The following is a 15,225-nucleotide window of genomic DNA, read 5'->3' as shown; positions in this document are numbered from 1 at the left end:
TCCTCAGAGATCCAGTCCGGCGGCAACGTGACGAATCCCACGAATGCCCAGCCCGGCGTCGGCATTGATCATCACGCCGCTTAGCGTGCGGTTATTGCGCCGTGACGCCAGCATCACATACGGGCCGGTAAAATCTTCCGGCTCCGGGAAAAACTGCAGCGGCAAAATAGCGGCAATTTTTTCCGGCGTTAGCGACTGCATAATCGATGTATCGCTCTGACCCAGCGCCTGCGGGCCGCGCAGGTCGGTCGCCATACCGCATGGCCCCACGCCGTTGACGCGAACTTTGGGTGCCAGCTCGTAGGCTAACTGGCGAATCAGACCGGTTGCTGCATGCTTGCTGGCGGTATACAGCGGACCGCCGCCGCCGGGGTACCATGCCGCGTTGGACAGGGTAAAAATGATGCTGCCTTCGCTGGCGATAAGCGCGGGGGCGCAGGCTTTGGCCCCCAACAGATAACCCAGCACGTTGACATTGAATAACTCGTGAAAACCGGTCTCCAGCGCCTCGGCAGAGGTGTTTACCAGCGAGGCGTTATGATCCCAGATTCCCGCATTGCCGATAAAGCAATCGAGCGTACCGTACCGCGTGAGAATGTTCTCCACCGCGTGCTGATAGTCGTCGTAGCAGGTGACATTCCCCTCCACCGCCAGCACATGTTCACCAAAACGCTGGCGCAGGTAGGCGACTTTGGCGGCGGAGAGCTCCAGCGTCGCGACCCGTGCACCTTCTTCAATAAAGCGCTCGACCAGCGCCAGGCCCAGGCCGGAACCGCCGCCGGTAATAAAGACGACGTTATCGCGTAAATCGCTCATCAGGTCCCCTCAGGCATATCAATAAATACCTCGCCGCCTTCCACGTGCACCGCATAAGTGGTCAGCGGATCGGTGGCGGGCAGGCACAACGCTTTGCCGGTTTTCAGGCAGAAACTGGCGGCGTGCAGTGGGCACTCCACGGTGGCATCGTCTTCCTGATACCCTTCCGACATCGAGGCATTACCGTGGCTGCAGCGGTCGTTAATGGCATAAAACGCACCGCCAACGTTAAACAACGCGATGACCGGCGAGGTGTCGAGCCGCAGCGCTTCACCTTCCGGCAAATCCCCTACGGGGCAGGCAAATACACGATTCATCAGAACAGTACACTCAGGTTATGGGAGGAGATCACCGCCTGATCCAGCACGATCTCACGCTCCAGTAAACGCCACTCATCGCCCGGCAAGCGGCGTACTTTGTCTACGCGCATGCCAACGTATAAGGTTTCATCCCGCTCTTTTTGCGCGCGAGACAGCAGGTAGTTCAGCCGGACGCGAAACACATCGGGAACGTCGGTTTCACTGACCTGACAGTTAGTGATCAGATGCCGGGTGCGCGACGGCGGCTCTTCCGCCCAGGCCATGCCGGTTTCCAGACGTGCAATGCGGCGCTCGAGCTGATCTTTGTTGTCGTTGAAAATCCAGGTGGTCGGCGGCTGCACCCCTTTGCGGCGGTCGCGAGTCTGGGCATTCACCGTCGTACGCATGGTGTAACGGATCTCGTCGTCAAGCTGCGCCAGCCAGTCGCGAAACTTCCAGTCATCCAGCAAGCTGGCTTCGTGGTAGAGAAACTGGGTAATGCGATGATGCAGTTCCAGAGAAACTAACGCGCTCATTTCATTACCTCCTGCTGGTAAGCGGTGGTTTTTTCCTGCACTTCCTGCCAGCTTTCGCTGCTTAGCAAATCGGCCCAACGCTGGTACATGCCGCGTGCGGCGGTTTCCGAGAAGATGTAGTTGGTGATCCCCGGAATGCCGTCTTCACGACGTTTTTCCTGACCTAAGCCCATTTCCAGACACAGCTGGCTGTTCCGCGCGCGGTGGCCTTTGAGCAGCTTCTGGATCTCGCACCAGTTTTCTGAATCATCTTGTTCAAGAAAACCGGCCGGGCCGAAGGCGCGCGTGGCGCTGTTTTCAAAGGCCGCTTTAACCTCATCGGAAGCGGCTTTGTCTGCGATACAGAACGCCCATACTTCAACCTGGTCCGGCCCGCGAGGGTGCCAGATACGCAGCGTGGCGGTACCGTTCAGCCAGGACAGAGTCGGGAAAATGTTGTTATGACCCGCCAGACGCAGGGCGCGAACCTTGCCCAGACGCTGCTCGGCTTCGGGGTAAGTGTCGCGGTAGTAGCTGGAGACGTCGCCGTCGACCCAGACGTTGGCATCGGGATTTTCAGTAAAGAAAAATCCGCTGCCGTGCCCGTCCTGACCGAACTGCAGTGCATCTTTGGCTGTTTCCCATACCGGACGTGCGGTTTGCCCGTCGCCGAGGCGTTTATCACTGCCGTCATCTTTGGCGCCGAGCACCTGCACGGCAGAAGCGTGGCTGAACAGCGCGTGATACTGGTCGCTGGCGAACTGCTCAGCGGGGAATTTCCAGTTGCAGTCGATCACCCATTTCTGTACGCCGCCAACGATTTCAGTGCCGCCTTCGCGACGATCCAGTACGCCGTCCAGGTACCAGGCGATGTCGCCGAGATAATCACGCAGCGCAGGCGCGGTGGTGTCCCAGTTGCCGAAGATTAGCCCCTTGTAGCTCTCGACGCCGGGCACTTCGTTCAGCCCCCAATGGGACTTGCACAGCCCTTGCGGGTAGGCGCGTGGCTCCAGCGGCACGTCAATCAGCTCGCCGTTAATGCCGTAAGACCAACCGTGATACGGACAGGTAAAAGCGCGGGTATTGCCGCAGTCGGCGTAGCTGACACGCATGGCGCGGTGTCGGCACTGATTGAGAAAGGCTTTGATGCTGCCGTCTTTTTGTCGCACGACCACCACCGCATCCTCGCCCATCCAGGTATTGAAAAAGTCACCCGGCTTCGGGATCTGACTTTCGTGAGCGAGAAACAGCCAGCAGCGTCCGAAGATGCGTTCCAGTTCCAGTTGGTAAATATCAGGGTCGGTATAAATCCGTGGGGTTACGCGACCATTTTGCGTGTCGATCAGTGAGTAGATGTCTAAATTTGAGGGTGTGGTCATATTTTTTAATCCCGAAAGCTAAGATGTATTGACCTTCTTTTTTTGTACCCCAAGGATGTTGCTGGTTAGTTATCAATCTGTGAAATAGTAAATTTCTACCAGCTGAGACGTTTTTTCGATAACAAGGAGCAGGGTATGGAACTGAGGCACTTACGCTATTTCGTCGCGGTGGCGCAGGCGCTGAATTTCACCCGTGCGGCAGAGAAGTTGCATACCTCTCAGCCGTCGTTAAGCAGCCAGATCCGCGATCTGGAAGCCTGCATCGGGGTGACGCTGCTGGTGCGGGATAAACGCAAAGTCGCGCTGACGGCAGCAGGGGAATGCTTTTTGCAGGATGCGCAGGCGATCCTTGAACAGGCGGAAAATGCCAAAATTCGCGCCCGTAAGGCGGTGCAGGAAGACCGTCATTTCTCAATTGGGTTTGTCCCTTCCGCGGAGGTGAATCTGCTGCCGAAGGTTCTGCCGCTGTTTCGTTTAAAACAACCGGACACGCATATTGAACTGGTGAGCCTGATAACCACTGAGCAGGAAGAGAAAATCCTGCGCGGCGAGCTGGATGTTGGCTTAATGCGCCATCCGATTTACAGCCCGGAACTCGACTATCTGGAACTGATTCATGAACCGCTGGTCGTGGTACTGCCGGTTAACCACCCGTTAGCCAGCGAGAAAACGATTTCAGCCCAGCAGCTGAACGGCGTGAAGTTTGTCAGTACCGATCCGGCCTATTCCGGCGCGTTGGCGAAGATTGTCAAAGCGTGGTTTCAACAGCAGGAAAGCCAACCCAATATTGTGCAGGTCGCCACCAATATTCTGGTGACTATGAACCTGGTTGGTATGGGGCTGGGGGTGACTTTGATACCCGGTTATATGAATAATTTTAATACCGGCCAGGTGGTTTTTCGCCCTATTGCCGGTGATGTACCGACCATCGCGTTGCTAATGGCCTGGAAAAAGGGCGAGTTGAAGCCCGCCCTAAGGGATTTTATTGAGCTGGCGCAGCGTAGCCAGCTAGCGCCGGTTGAGGCCGTAGGCTGAAAACTGGCGATGTCCGGCCCAGATGCCGTTGGTTAATCCTTGATAGACGATTCGCAGAAAGCGCGTTTCTACGTCGAACTCATCCTCGTGTGTCTGTTGGGCCGTAACCTGATGGGTTTTATTCACCACGACGTCCCATCTTTCGCCGTCCAGTGAACTCTGGATGACATAGGCGTAAACGGCGTTTTCGTTGAAAACAATTTTGCTGGACGTGACGGGCAAAACGCTGCCGAAATCCACCTGCCAATAATGTCCCGCCTCGGCGTCGGCGGCGATCCATGATGTTGATGGGTTGCCGTCATTGCCGCGTAAAGGCCCATAGTTCATTGACTTCATACTATCGGTATGTGCGGGTTGCCCTAAGGCCAGATCCGTTTTGGCTTCCTCGTCAGGGTTAGCCGTCGTGAACAGCGCGCGAATTTCCGCAATACCTAGTTGGGCGCATGGCATGAAGTCAGCAGAGGCCAGATAACGGTAAAGCGCATTTTTTAGCTGCTCGCTAACGCCATTAGGTGAATTGGCCTCAATATTTAGCGTACAGACCATCAGCCGACCCTGTCCCACCCGGCATTCGAAGAGGTTAGTGCTTTTGTGATTATGGAAAAAGTTAGGCGTCAGTAGCGTTAAGGGAGCGCAGCATTCCAGTGAATCAATATTCATCGCAAAGCTATTTTCCAGCAATGATTTCCATTCTAGAGTCGCATAGTTTTCACAAGGGAAATAGCGGCTAAACAACGGGTGTTGATTATCAATGACCATCCCACAGGGATCTTTACTGGCAAAATGTACCGGGCTCCAGAAGACCGGGAACCAGGTGCTGGTTGCAAGCTGCGCCACCTGATTTGGCGTGGGCAGCAGCAGGATATTGTCCCCATTCTGCAAACGCGCCTCTACGGCTTCAGACCATTCATTACACAGATTTATTGATGCTGGCAGTGAGGTTGATTCAGTCTTGCCATAGACCCAAATATCCCATTGATTTTGGTAAGGAGTGTCACGAATTTCAGCTTTGACCTGCAGCGCCTGCCTTCCTGTGACTTGACTGAAAGGGGTAGCATAAATCGTCAGCGGCTGCTTCAGCAGCCCGAGGGGCACTTCGTCAATATAGATGTCCTGGGTAAACAGTACCTGTTGATTTTCACCAATAATATGTACTTGTAGCGTCACCTGATGAAGCGGCTCTGCGCCATAATGAGCAATTTGTACCTCCGCGACAAAATCATCATTGTTGGTATAGAACAGCGTGGGCATCATCACTAGTGGTACGGTTTCACAGCAAAAATAGCGGAAGGTTTCTGCGGGGACAATATTTTTACTGGCATAAAACGCGTCAAGAAGACCGACGGTTGCGGTACTCTGCCCCGGAAAATCATGCAGACTCAGCAACTGTATGCCACCCATATTTCGGGTGCGCAGTGCGGCTTCTATTTCCATTTTATACAGTAACAAAGCCAGCTTGCCGGATGAGTGAACAAAGTCATTAAGGTACGGCAGCAGATTTTTTTGCTCGAGGTCATCACGAATACGCTGCAAATTCACTGGCGTTAAACAGCCCGTATAATGGGGAATTTCGGCCACGTTAGGGTAAACAACGTATTGTCCCACCTCGTGAGAAATCACCGGTATCTGCTGGGCCTGGATCCCGGTCGAAAAATTCAGCGTGGTGGTTTCTGCCAGTTGGTCGAGAAAATATTGCCCGCGAACCCCTATTCCCGCTGATGATTGGGTGATGAAGAGATCGTCCTCTTCTGCGACCGTACGATCCCAGTTGCTGGTGAGGGTATAGAGGATCTGGGGCTGAATGTTTTTTAGCCGCTGCACGATGTCACGCAAAAGCTGAAAATCACCGTTTAATTCGTTGCCATTACTGAAAATACAAAATGAAGGGTGAATGGACCATGTACTGATAATTCGTTCTGCCTCTTCGGGAAGCCAGTGGTAATGTTCGGGATGTTTACCGACCGGAAAATCCATCCAGTTATCCATCCATACCGGACCTTCAACCTGAAGATAGAGTCCTTCGCGGTCAGCGCAGATAAAGGCCGCCTCGGGCGGGCACCAGGAGTGAAAGCGGACGTGGTTAAGTCCATGGTTTTTCAACTGCTTGAACACCTGTGTCCATTCAGTTTCCGTTGTTGGCGGATAGCCGGTAAGTGGATATATACAGCAGTCGATATTGCCGCGTAAGAAACGGGGGGTACCGTTAATTTTTAACACGCCATCGCGGCTGTTGAGTTGACGGAATCCGGTTGTTTTTTCTACTACGGCGCTGACGGAAGATACGTCAGCGAGGTTCTGAATTTCAACCGCTAATCTATACTGCTGTGGTGTAAATTCGTCCCACAATATGACGTGGTCGGCGAGTAAAAAATTGAGGGTAATCGTTGGTTGATCGGGCTTAGTCTGTAGAGATTGGACTTCTTGCTGAACGACGCGGCCACCCAGTTCGCGAAGGGTCAAAGTGAGCATGATATTCTGCCAGCCAGCAATGACCAGCTCTTTGCCGATGCGAATTTGTGTCTGACGGCTTTGGCTATCCATGGTCACCAGCAGATGATTCAGACGATGGCGGTCCTGAATTTGTAGCTCAACTTTACCGACCATGCCGTTCCAGATAGTTTGCGTTTGATCGGTGCGAGCGCTGGGCCAATCGCCGATATTCTGGATATCTCGATTGTCGATTCTCAGCGTAATCTGCTGCGTTTTTCCTTCGCTGATATAGCGAGTGATATCAAATTCATGCGGGATCGAGAGGCTATCCTGGCGACCCACGTGAACACCATCGATCCACAGCTGTGTTTCACCCATAATGCGTTCGAGAAACAAAATAATGTGCTTATCGACATGGCTGTCTGTCAGGCAAATATCCGTTTGATACCAGACCGCCCCTTGGTACGTATATTCAGTTCTCAGGCATTGTACGGCTTCTTTCGTTAGGCCTGGTGCGAGTACGTGATGCTCGCCCAGTTTGTGTTCAGCACAGGTACCGGGAATGCGAAAGCCAGTAATGTCTAAGCGGTTTTCGAACCATTTATCATCGATTCCAGTATCCTGAGGGTCTATTTTAACGCGCCACTCGCCCTGTAGATTTACTGTCTTTCCATCATGTAGCAGCATATTTTTTCCTTCGTGGGTTGAACTCATCTGGAAAGAAGGCGGCTTTTATCCCCTGGATAAATACCGCCTTTTGCAGGTCATTTAGCGAGTTTCTTTTAGTATCTTGTCGCATTTTTCATTGTATGCCTGACCGTTGCCGGTCATTGCCGCCTGGATGCACTCCTGATACGCCATGGGAGAGAGGGGGTCATCGTTGCTGTGCGTCTGCGGCGCAGGCGATGAACTGGCACATCCAGCAAGGAAGAGGGCGACGAATATCGGTAGGTACTTTTTCATGATCTATCCCTATTGTTATTTTTCACTGCGATAAAGGGTGAATAACAGAGCTTGCGAAGGATCGTCTTGCCAGTTTTTGCCTCCATCGGAAGTACGGCGAAGCATGCCACCGGTGTCGTGTGCCTTGTTGCTGCTGAGCGTGCCGTAGCTGTTTGTGCCAATCGTATCGCTGGGCGAGGAGTCCTGTGAGCTGAATATCATGGCGTACTGTTTGTGAGTATCAAGCCCCGTCAATCGTGGCCACAGTGAAAAAATAGCTGGCTCAGCAGGCAGGTTAAACGGTGGGAGGGAAGCGCTGAACAGCGTTTTCTCCGCTGTACCGTGCGCATCAAGTTGCACAATTTGCACCCGGAAATTATCGCCTGGCACCGCGTTGACGTAGTTTTCGAACAGCCAGAAGTCAATTTTTGGCAACGAGGAGTGGTTGAGGGTGAAGGTCTGCATTAGCTGATTTGGCCCTTGCAGATCAAAGCGCTTCTCTCCGGTCTGAGGGCTATCGTTCACAATATGCATCGACGGTACCGCTGAGACAGCGTGATAGGCCTTGAGCTGTGGCACCTTCACTTTGCCCTTGTGAGCCAGATAGCTCAGGCGGATCTGGGTGGCATTGACCGCAGAGAAGGCAAGGGTGCGATTATCACCAACTAAATATCCCCGGCTCAACGGATACCACTGCGTCCCGTCAGACCATGACAGCGTGTAGTTACGTATGACGAACGGCGCAGGTTCCTGAATAACCAACTGATTCAGGCGGGTAGGTCGCGGGAAGGTTAAGGTAAAGTTGTTCTCCCCTGTACTCAGCGTCAGCCCTTTAGCCAGATTACGCGGCAACGAAATATCGGGCTGCGTGGCGTGGCTAAAGTGCAGGATCGCCGTCTCGCCCGCCGCGAGCTGATAATGAATATCGGCGGTTTTTTGCTGCCAGCGTACGCCATCGTACAGGCTACTGACCTGCCATGGTGCCTGACCTGTCAGCCCTAACTCAGACGCTGACAATTGCCATGCTTTTTCTGTATCGCTCCAGTTGGTGAAAGCGACATAGACACTGCTATCGCTTGCCCGCTGTACCAGTACTTCCGGGCTATGTTCACCCTGATGATAAACGTTATTTAGCTTAAGCGGACGGGCAGCGATGCCACTGGACGCCAGCGTCAGCAGCGATTTATTCTCCAGCCACGCGCTGCGGTCTTCATCGACAAACGGCAGATTATCGCCCACCAGCCAGTGCCCACCATCCATCGCTACAGCGGTTGCCAGGCGTAGCGCAGCACGCTGTCCGGAACGGGCATCGCCCTGTAGCAACTGTTCCGGCACAAACATATCCGCATCGTTGTAACGGTACAACGTGCCGTTGCTCCACCAGGACAGCGCGCTATTAAACGCCTGGCGTTCGATACCGCTATAGTCAGCCACCCCCAGCGAAGTGTCACAGGCGGCACGTCGGCCTTGGGTAAACGCGGCGGGTAGCAAAGGGGAAATTGACGCATCAAGGAATATTGGCCGGCCGGCTTTTAATACCTCGTCACGCATAATCTGCATCCCGAGGCGGTAGTTTTGAATGCCGTTCACGTGTGGGTCATGGTGCTGGCCTTCATACAGCCCCATATCGAGAAAATCGAGTTTGATATAGTCAAAGCCCCAGTCGATATAGTTTTTGATATTGCGCCGCACAATGTACTGCGCCGCCGGGTGCGACATATCCAGCGCATAGCTGCCGAGATAGGTTTTGATAAGCTTGCCGTCTTTATCTTTCAGGCAGGCGTCCCGGTGGGTATATCCCGTATTATCGACCGGCAGATCCAGCCAGTTTTCATAGATGGCAAAAGGCGTCAGGTAACCGCCCGCCTTAAGCCCTTTCTGGTGCACGTTGTTGGTGAAGGTGGTCATTCCTTGCGGATAGCCATCAGGCTGAAAACCGCCGTCCATATTGATGTATTCATAACCGAGCGGTTTGAGGTGCTGGGCGATGTAGTCAGTCATGGCGTACATATCGCGGGCTTTGCCGTAGCTGTCGTGGGAATAGAAGGCGTTAAAGCCCACCGGCACCTTGCCCTGCCAGTGCATCCTTGGTTCGCCTTGATTGTAGACGGTGCCGTAGGTCTCCAGCCCGTCGCGGTAATCGGAGAAGTAGCCGATAAAAAACATATCGGAGGCAACTTGCGTGCCGCGCTGCTCGCCACCCCAGTTGTATAGCGCAAAGTGACTTAACGGCGCATTGGCACGTATCGCTTCGCCCAGTTGCTGGCTGCTTTTCCATTTCTGTACCGTCGCCGCCCCGGCCACCAGACCGTGGCGATTGTCGTTATCAAACAGCGCCGTTACCCAGTGGCTGATGCCATTGAACTTCACCATCGGTTCCTGTGGGTTGGCGAACCGGTCAGTGCCGTTCTGGCTCAGGCCAAATCGGTCAACCGGAGCGACGCCAAAGTCAAAATTGTTGGTGTAGGGCGTGGTGTAAATGCGTTTATCGTGACCCTCGCCGATATCCGCAAAGGCAGCGGTAATTGGCGTGAGCTGGGTGACTGTCAGCGGCGTTGGTGCGGAGACGGCCATGTCGCTGAGTAACCAGGGTTGATTATCGAAGAACCAGAAATCGTTGGTCAGCGTGCGTCCATCGGCGAAGCGGGCGGTCAGCACCAGCTTGTTACCCTGACCCCAGCGTCTGTCGTTTACGGTTTGCCATTCGGGCGTGCGCTGGCTGGGCTGCTGACTGTTTAGCGTCAACCCTTGTAGCTGCGCTTCGCTGTGAAAACCGCTAACCAGCGGGGTGTCGCGCCACAGTATGTCGCCTTCGCCCGCGTTGAGGTTATAACGCAACGTATAATCACCATGCTGAACGGTGATCTCATTACCCTGCTGGCTGAACTGCGCCGCGTGGACGCAGGGGAGCAGGGCGACAAGCAGTAGCCCGGCCCATTTCAGTTGTTTATTCATCGAATTCTCACTTTGCGTCCGGATTAGAAGATAGTGAACGGTGCGATCACGTTGAATTTAATATCAATTTCATCCTGGAACATGTTGTTGTAGCCGTTGCTGTAATTCGGGTTGCTGCCGTGGTTGTCGTAGTCGATGTAATGGAGGTTAAACAGCGTTCCTTTGAGGCGACCGGTTTGCACGGTGTGGGCGATGTTAAGCGTCCATGCGGACTCGTCGATACTCTGGTTCTGGTCTGCCAGTTCGCCGTTAACGGTACAACTGGTACATGGCTTGGCGTTCCAGCCGTAAACATAGCCGACACCGATGGCCCAGCCGGGGAGATCGTAGTTTTTCAGATCGTAAGTGACAGCAGCGAAAGCAGAGGTTTCTCCGTTGGCGTCAAAGTCAGAAGCCGCGTCCCACCAGATATCCAGACGACCGTTGGAGCTGGCGTAAGCCGGGGTAATACGTTGCAGGAAGAAGCCCTGATTACCTTCCGCTTTAACGGTCTGTGCTTCCAGACGGAAGTCCAGAGTATCGACGGTATAACCGAGAGTGACCCCCTGTAACCATGCCAGACCGGAGTATTCATCATTGATGGAACCGTAGGCGCCTGGCGTGCCGTCACCCACCTTATCTTTTGCGCCATAAAACTGATAGCTGGTGCGCAGCATATTGCCCGCAACCGGGAAGCTGTAAGACACTTTTCCCATATACTGATCCATAAAACCTTCAGCCTGTGCCCATGATGCTTCCAGCAGCAGGTTATTTTTAAAGTCGTATTTCACCCCCAGCGCCTGTACGTAGTCGATTTTGGTTTTATTATCGGCGGCGCGGAATTCATACATTTCGGTATACCACGGGGCTTTATATTTATCTGACCATAAATAAGAACTGGAGAGTGCGCCATATTTTCCAAAATCCCAGGAACCGCCAACTTCGCTTCCCTGATAAGCGCCAGGAACAAAGCCCCAGTGCACAGCTAATAGAGTTTGTCCGGATGGCTGGATATAACCGGAGCGCATCCAGTAATCGTCATATTTTAGTTTCATCGCGGCTTTGTAGAGATTAAAACCTCCCTTGTCGCCGGACCAGTCTTCGCCCCAACGTTGATTGGCCGAGCTAAGACTGATTTCGTTTGGGTGAGCGCCGTTGCCGGTCGCCAGGTTGGCAGCGGCAAAACCTGCCACATCGAAACCAATAAAATCAGCCGCGTAGCCGGAAATAAAATCGAGGTTGGCGTTAAAGGTGCCGTGATGGAGGTCTTCCACATAATCGCCGTAGGTGGCGCTGCCCGGTGTCATATCGCGTTTATCGCGATAGCGTTGGGAATAATAGATCCCGCCGGTTAAATGCGAGTCATCCCAGAATCCAGCAGCCTGTACCGAATCAATAAAAAAAGGTGAAATGAAAACGACACTAATAAGACTAAGCAGAGGAATATTATTGTTTTTAGACATGAGGAAGTCCTTCTTCATAGCGAAGAATAAAAAGGTTGTTTTATTAGATGGGGGCATTGCCCCCACATTTTTATATGACTATATACGCGTCAGATGCCAGATGCGGCTGGTGTAGTCGCGGCTTAGCGGCGGATTAATCCACATCCCGCGATACAGCAACTCGTCGCCGCCAACCGGGTTATCACCCTCATCAATGCGATAACTTGCACTTTCATCCAGACCGGCAAGACGCAACAGGCGTAGTGGTGCGGAGGCCTGACTGACCAGAGAAAAAGCCATCACTAACGCTTCGCTTTGATCGGGTGCAACAAACATCCACGCGGCGAAATCGGCGTTATCCCACGGGCTGAGCAGCCGCCAGAAGGTGCCGAACTGCAATAGTTTGCGATGTTGCTTGTAGAAGGCAATTTGCTGTTTCACCGCGTTGTCACGTTCGCTATCGCTGCGCATTAAGTCCAGCATCAGGCCGTAGTTACCGCTCATGGCTACCGCACCGCGCATATCCATGGTTGTGCTGCGGCCCATCTGGTGATTGGGCACCTCTGATACGTGGGCGCACTGCATAATTGGCGGGTAGAGCAGGCTGGTAGAGTACTGAATATGCACGCGTGAAGCGGCATCGGTGTTATCGCTCACCCAGGCCTGTGGCATGTAGTAGAGCATACCAGGGTCAAATCGACCGCCACCGCCTGCGCAGCATTCAAACAGAATATGCGGAAAACGGGTCGTTAGCGCGTCAAGCAGGGCGTAAACGCCGAGAATATAGCGGTGGGCCGTTTCCTGCTGGCAGGCCGGATGTGCGGTACTGGAGCCGACTTCGGTCATATTGCGGTTCATGTCCCACTTGATGTAATCAATGGGATGGCTGGCAAGAAACTCACTCATTTGGGTGAGAATATTGTCGCGTACTTCTTCGCGCCCCAGATCCAGGATGTATTGGTTACGACCTTCGGACAAAGGCTGCTCACCCGCGTTGAGTATCCAGTCTGGATGCTGGCTGAATAGCTCGCTGCGTCGGGAGATCATCTCTGGCTCAAACCACAGGCCAAACTTCATTTCCATCGCGTGAACGCTATCAATCAGCGGCCTTAGCCCTTGCGGAAATTTCTGCGTGTTAACAAACCAATCGCCTAACGATGAGGTATCCCCGTTACGTTCGCCAAACCAGCCGTCGTCCAGCATCAATAATTCCACCCCCAGTGCTTTAGCATTGGCGGCAAATTTCAGCAGCTTCTGCTCATTGAAATCAAAGTAGGTAGACTCCCAGTTATTCGCGAGGATGGGGCGAGACTGGTGGCGATGTGGTCCGCGTGCCAGATTGTCGCGATACAGATCATGCAGCGCCTGCGACAGGCCGTTTAAGCCTTTATCGCTCCAGGCCAGTATCGCTTCAGGCGTCTGGAACTGTTCGCCCGATGCCAGCCGCCAGCCGAAGCCGTGTGGGTTAATACCCAGCAGCAGACGAGTCTGGCTGTAGGCGTCTACTTCGGTACGAGCGGTAAAGTTGCCACTATAAGCCAGATGTATTCCGCAGGCTTCACCCTGCATTTCGGTGGTTTCTGGACGCACTAGACCAATGAATGGCTGTTGATGGGTGCTGCTGGCACCACGCTTGCTATCGAGAACGTTGATGCCGGGGTTCAGCGGCTGACGATGCCACTGACGTTCGCGGGCCCAGGCCCCAGGAAACTGGATCTGCTGCCAGCGGGCATCCGGTAAATCAATGCCGCAGCTTAGAGCCCGCAGTATACGCAGTGGCTGTGTCGAACGATTGGTTAGCATTGCGGCGCGGGTGATGACCGGATGCTGACGGAAAATCGTATAGCACAGCTCAACTTCCAACTGTGTTAGCGGGTCGGCAAGGGTGATAAACAACGTTTCGGCATCGTTATCGTCTTCCACCCAAGTGGCAGGCAGGTCGGTTAACTCCGGTTTACCCGCGACAATGCGGTGTGAAACATAGTGTAGATTGCTGACCTGATGCCCATCGGCATGGCGCACCTCAAAGGCTGGCTCACGATAATCTCCCGCACCGTGCCCTGGATATTCCTGAGGGGCGGTATCCAGAGAAAAGGATCTGTCTGGCCATCCGGCTGGCGTTGGCGAAAATGAGGAACGATCCTGCGCCGGATAGTCGTACCCTTGACTCCATGCGCTAAGCCGCTTGCCCCAATAGCCGTGCGTCAGATAACGACCATGGGCGATAGCCATCACGTAGCTAATGCTGCCATTTTGTAGGTGAAAAGTCTGTGTGCTTTCGTTCCAGCTAATCATGGCATCACTTCCTGCGCTGTTTTATTGCGGTTGTGAATATCATCGAGAATTTCGAAAAAGCGTTTTTCCGTAATTTCATATTTCGCCAGAGGAAATAGGCTTAATATAGTGAGAACGCCTGGGATTAAAGTGAAGAATAATCCAATCCATAACGCAGCTTGTGGTGTTTGAATCGCATGCGGAACATATCCGGCCCATGATAAACAAAATCCACCAATTGCTCCGCCGATTGCGCCGGAAAGCTTGGTCTTGAAGATATTAAGAGAAAAAACCATTCCTTCAGAACGATTACCGCTGACCCATTCACCATATTCGACACAGTCTGCCACCATCGAATAAAGCGCAATTTGACCAACGCCTCCGAAGAAGGGCGCTAATGTACCGATGATAAATATCACCGGAATATTGCTCTGGAAGAAAAACAGGCACATACAAGAAAGGGACATTAAGAAACTGCTATAAATTGCGGTGTTCTTTTTACCTATTTTAGCTGAGATAAATGGTGAGGCTATGGCACCGGCAACCTGTGCAATTTGAGATACCGTCAGAAATGCCGCGAGTGCGACTTCAGCATTTAAATTATAAATAAAGAAATATAGTTGAAAAGTGCCACGGATGATGCCGATAAGTTCCAGCATAAACATGCCGATTAACAGATATCGTAATGGGCGGTTTTGTTTCAATAGCGTCCAGAAACCTTTAAAACTTTGCCTCTCTTTACGCGGAACGGTATGTTTTTCTTTCACGCCAAAGAACGTTATTAACATACAAATCAGGAAAATGGCACTGAAAATAAGCGATACTCCCCACCAGCTACCAACAAATTTTACCAGCCATAACGTGGAGGCACTGACTGTCAAAAAGCCAAAGGTAGCAATGGTTCTTGGGATGGTAATGACTTTTGTGCGCTCGGTTGGATCCTGCGTAATAGCTGCCGAAAGTGACCAATAAGGAATATCAATAACTGCGAAGCAAACGCTCCATAATATATATGTGGCATATGCGTAAACTAATTTCCCAGCCTCGGAAAAATCAGGGCTAATAAAACAGGCTACGGTTGTCAATGAAACAAGAATACTGCCTACAAGTATCCATGGACGAAATTTACCCATTTTTGTATGAGTGTTGTCTACCAGGA

11 protein-coding genes are annotated in these 15,225 nt (G+C 52.7%); 1 reads left to right on the top strand and 10 read right to left on the bottom strand.

The window, feature by feature from the left end; all coding sequences use genetic code 11:
• Positions 1-3: 3 nt before the first annotated feature.
• The 4 genes from hcaB to hcaE are packed head-to-tail and all read right to left on the bottom strand — an operon-like array spanning position 4 to position 3,009.
• Entirely contained in the window at positions 4-816 is an 813-nt protein-coding gene (hcaB, locus tag IMQ48_RS20840; RefSeq protein WP_196210493.1) for a 3-phenylpropionate-dihydrodiol/cinnamic acid-dihydrodiol dehydrogenase, read from the bottom strand.
• Positions 816-1,133, bottom strand: a complete 318-nt coding sequence (gene hcaC, locus IMQ48_RS20835; protein ID WP_196210492.1) for a 3-phenylpropionate/cinnamic acid dioxygenase ferredoxin subunit — start codon at positions 1,131-1,133, stop codon at positions 816-818. Before hcaC ends, hcaB begins: the two co-directional genes overlap by 1 nt.
• Complete coding sequence (gene hcaF, locus IMQ48_RS20830) at positions 1,133-1,651, bottom strand: 3-phenylpropionate/cinnamic acid dioxygenase subunit beta (RefSeq protein WP_096756146.1); 519 nt, start codon at positions 1,649-1,651, stop codon at positions 1,133-1,135. Before hcaF ends, hcaC begins: the two co-directional genes overlap by 1 nt.
• Positions 1,648-3,009, bottom strand: a complete 1,362-nt coding sequence (hcaE, locus tag IMQ48_RS20825) for a 3-phenylpropionate/cinnamic acid dioxygenase subunit alpha (protein ID WP_196210491.1) — start codon at positions 3,007-3,009, stop codon at positions 1,648-1,650. Before hcaE ends, hcaF begins: the two co-directional genes overlap by 4 nt.
• Positions 3,010-3,144: 135 nt before the next feature.
• Here hcaE and hcaR point away from each other — a divergent pair, with 135 nt between their 5' ends.
• Positions 3,145-4,044 (top strand): DNA-binding transcriptional regulator HcaR, encoded by a 900-nt coding sequence (gene hcaR, locus IMQ48_RS20820; protein WP_196210490.1) that lies wholly within the window; start codon positions 3,145-3,147, stop codon positions 4,042-4,044.
• Here hcaR and IMQ48_RS20815 read toward each other — a convergent pair.
• From IMQ48_RS20815 to IMQ48_RS20790, 6 genes are all read right to left on the bottom strand, one after another.
• Entirely contained in the window at positions 4,018-7,161 is a 3,144-nt protein-coding gene (locus tag IMQ48_RS20815) for a discoidin domain-containing protein (RefSeq protein ID WP_196210489.1), read from the bottom strand. The two genes, hcaR and IMQ48_RS20815, sit on opposite strands and share 27 nt — an antisense overlap.
• An 81-nt stretch (positions 7,162-7,242) precedes the next feature.
• Positions 7,243-7,437 (bottom strand): ChiQ/YbfN family lipoprotein, encoded by a 195-nt coding sequence (chiQ, locus tag IMQ48_RS20810; protein WP_196210488.1) that lies wholly within the window; start codon positions 7,435-7,437, stop codon positions 7,243-7,245.
• Positions 7,438-7,452: 15 nt separating this feature from the next.
• Positions 7,453-10,371 (bottom strand): hypothetical protein, encoded by a 2,919-nt coding sequence (locus tag IMQ48_RS20805; protein WP_196210487.1) that lies wholly within the window; start codon positions 10,369-10,371, stop codon positions 7,453-7,455.
• Positions 10,372-10,394: 23 nt separating this feature from the next.
• Positions 10,395-11,813 carry an OprD family outer membrane porin gene (locus tag IMQ48_RS20800; RefSeq protein ID WP_230326503.1) on the bottom strand — a complete coding sequence of 473 codons (1,419 nt, stop codon included), beginning with the start codon at positions 11,811-11,813 and terminating at the stop codon, positions 10,395-10,397.
• Positions 11,814-11,891: 78 nt separating this feature from the next.
• Positions 11,892-14,087 (bottom strand): alpha-galactosidase, encoded by a 2,196-nt coding sequence (locus IMQ48_RS20795; protein WP_196210486.1) that lies wholly within the window; start codon positions 14,085-14,087, stop codon positions 11,892-11,894.
• On the bottom strand, positions 14,084-15,225 hold a 1,142-nt coding region (locus IMQ48_RS20790), incomplete at its 5' end, for an MFS transporter (protein WP_196210485.1). The genes IMQ48_RS20790 and IMQ48_RS20795, both read right to left, overlap by 4 nt.

The sequence above is a fragment of the Citrobacter sp. Res13-Sevr-PEB04-36 genome (assembly GCF_015672735.1).
Lineage (GTDB): Bacteria > Pseudomonadota > Gammaproteobacteria > Enterobacterales > Enterobacteriaceae > Citrobacter.
This window is presented reverse-complemented; position numbering and strand designations above follow the sequence as displayed.

Coding starts and splice junctions, on each gene's coding strand:
- IMQ48_RS20800 (WP_230326503.1), bottom strand. CDS start 11,813: ATGTCTAAAAACAATAATATTCCTCTGCTTAGTCTTATTAGTGTCGTT.
- IMQ48_RS20815 (WP_196210489.1), bottom strand. CDS start 7,161: ATGCTGCTACATGATGGAAAGACAGTAAATCTACAGGGCGAGTGGCGC.
- hcaR (WP_196210490.1), top strand. CDS start 3,145: ATGGAACTGAGGCACTTACGCTATTTCGTCGCGGTGGCGCAGGCGCTG.
- IMQ48_RS20795 (WP_196210486.1), bottom strand. CDS start 14,087: ATGATTAGCTGGAACGAAAGCACACAGACTTTTCACCTACAAAATGGC.
- hcaC (WP_196210492.1), bottom strand. CDS start 1,133: ATGAATCGTGTATTTGCCTGCCCCGTAGGGGATTTGCCGGAAGGTGAA.
- hcaF (WP_096756146.1), bottom strand. CDS start 1,651: ATGAGCGCGTTAGTTTCTCTGGAACTGCATCATCGCATTACCCAGTTT.
- chiQ (WP_196210488.1), bottom strand. CDS start 7,437: ATGAAAAAGTACCTACCGATATTCGTCGCCCTCTTCCTTGCTGGATGT.
- hcaB (WP_196210493.1), bottom strand. CDS start 816: ATGAGCGATTTACGCGATAACGTCGTCTTTATTACCGGCGGCGGTTCC.
- hcaE (WP_196210491.1), bottom strand. CDS start 3,009: ATGACCACACCCTCAAATTTAGACATCTACTCACTGATCGACACGCAA.
- IMQ48_RS20805 (WP_196210487.1), bottom strand. CDS start 10,371: ATGAATAAACAACTGAAATGGGCCGGGCTACTGCTTGTCGCCCTGCTC.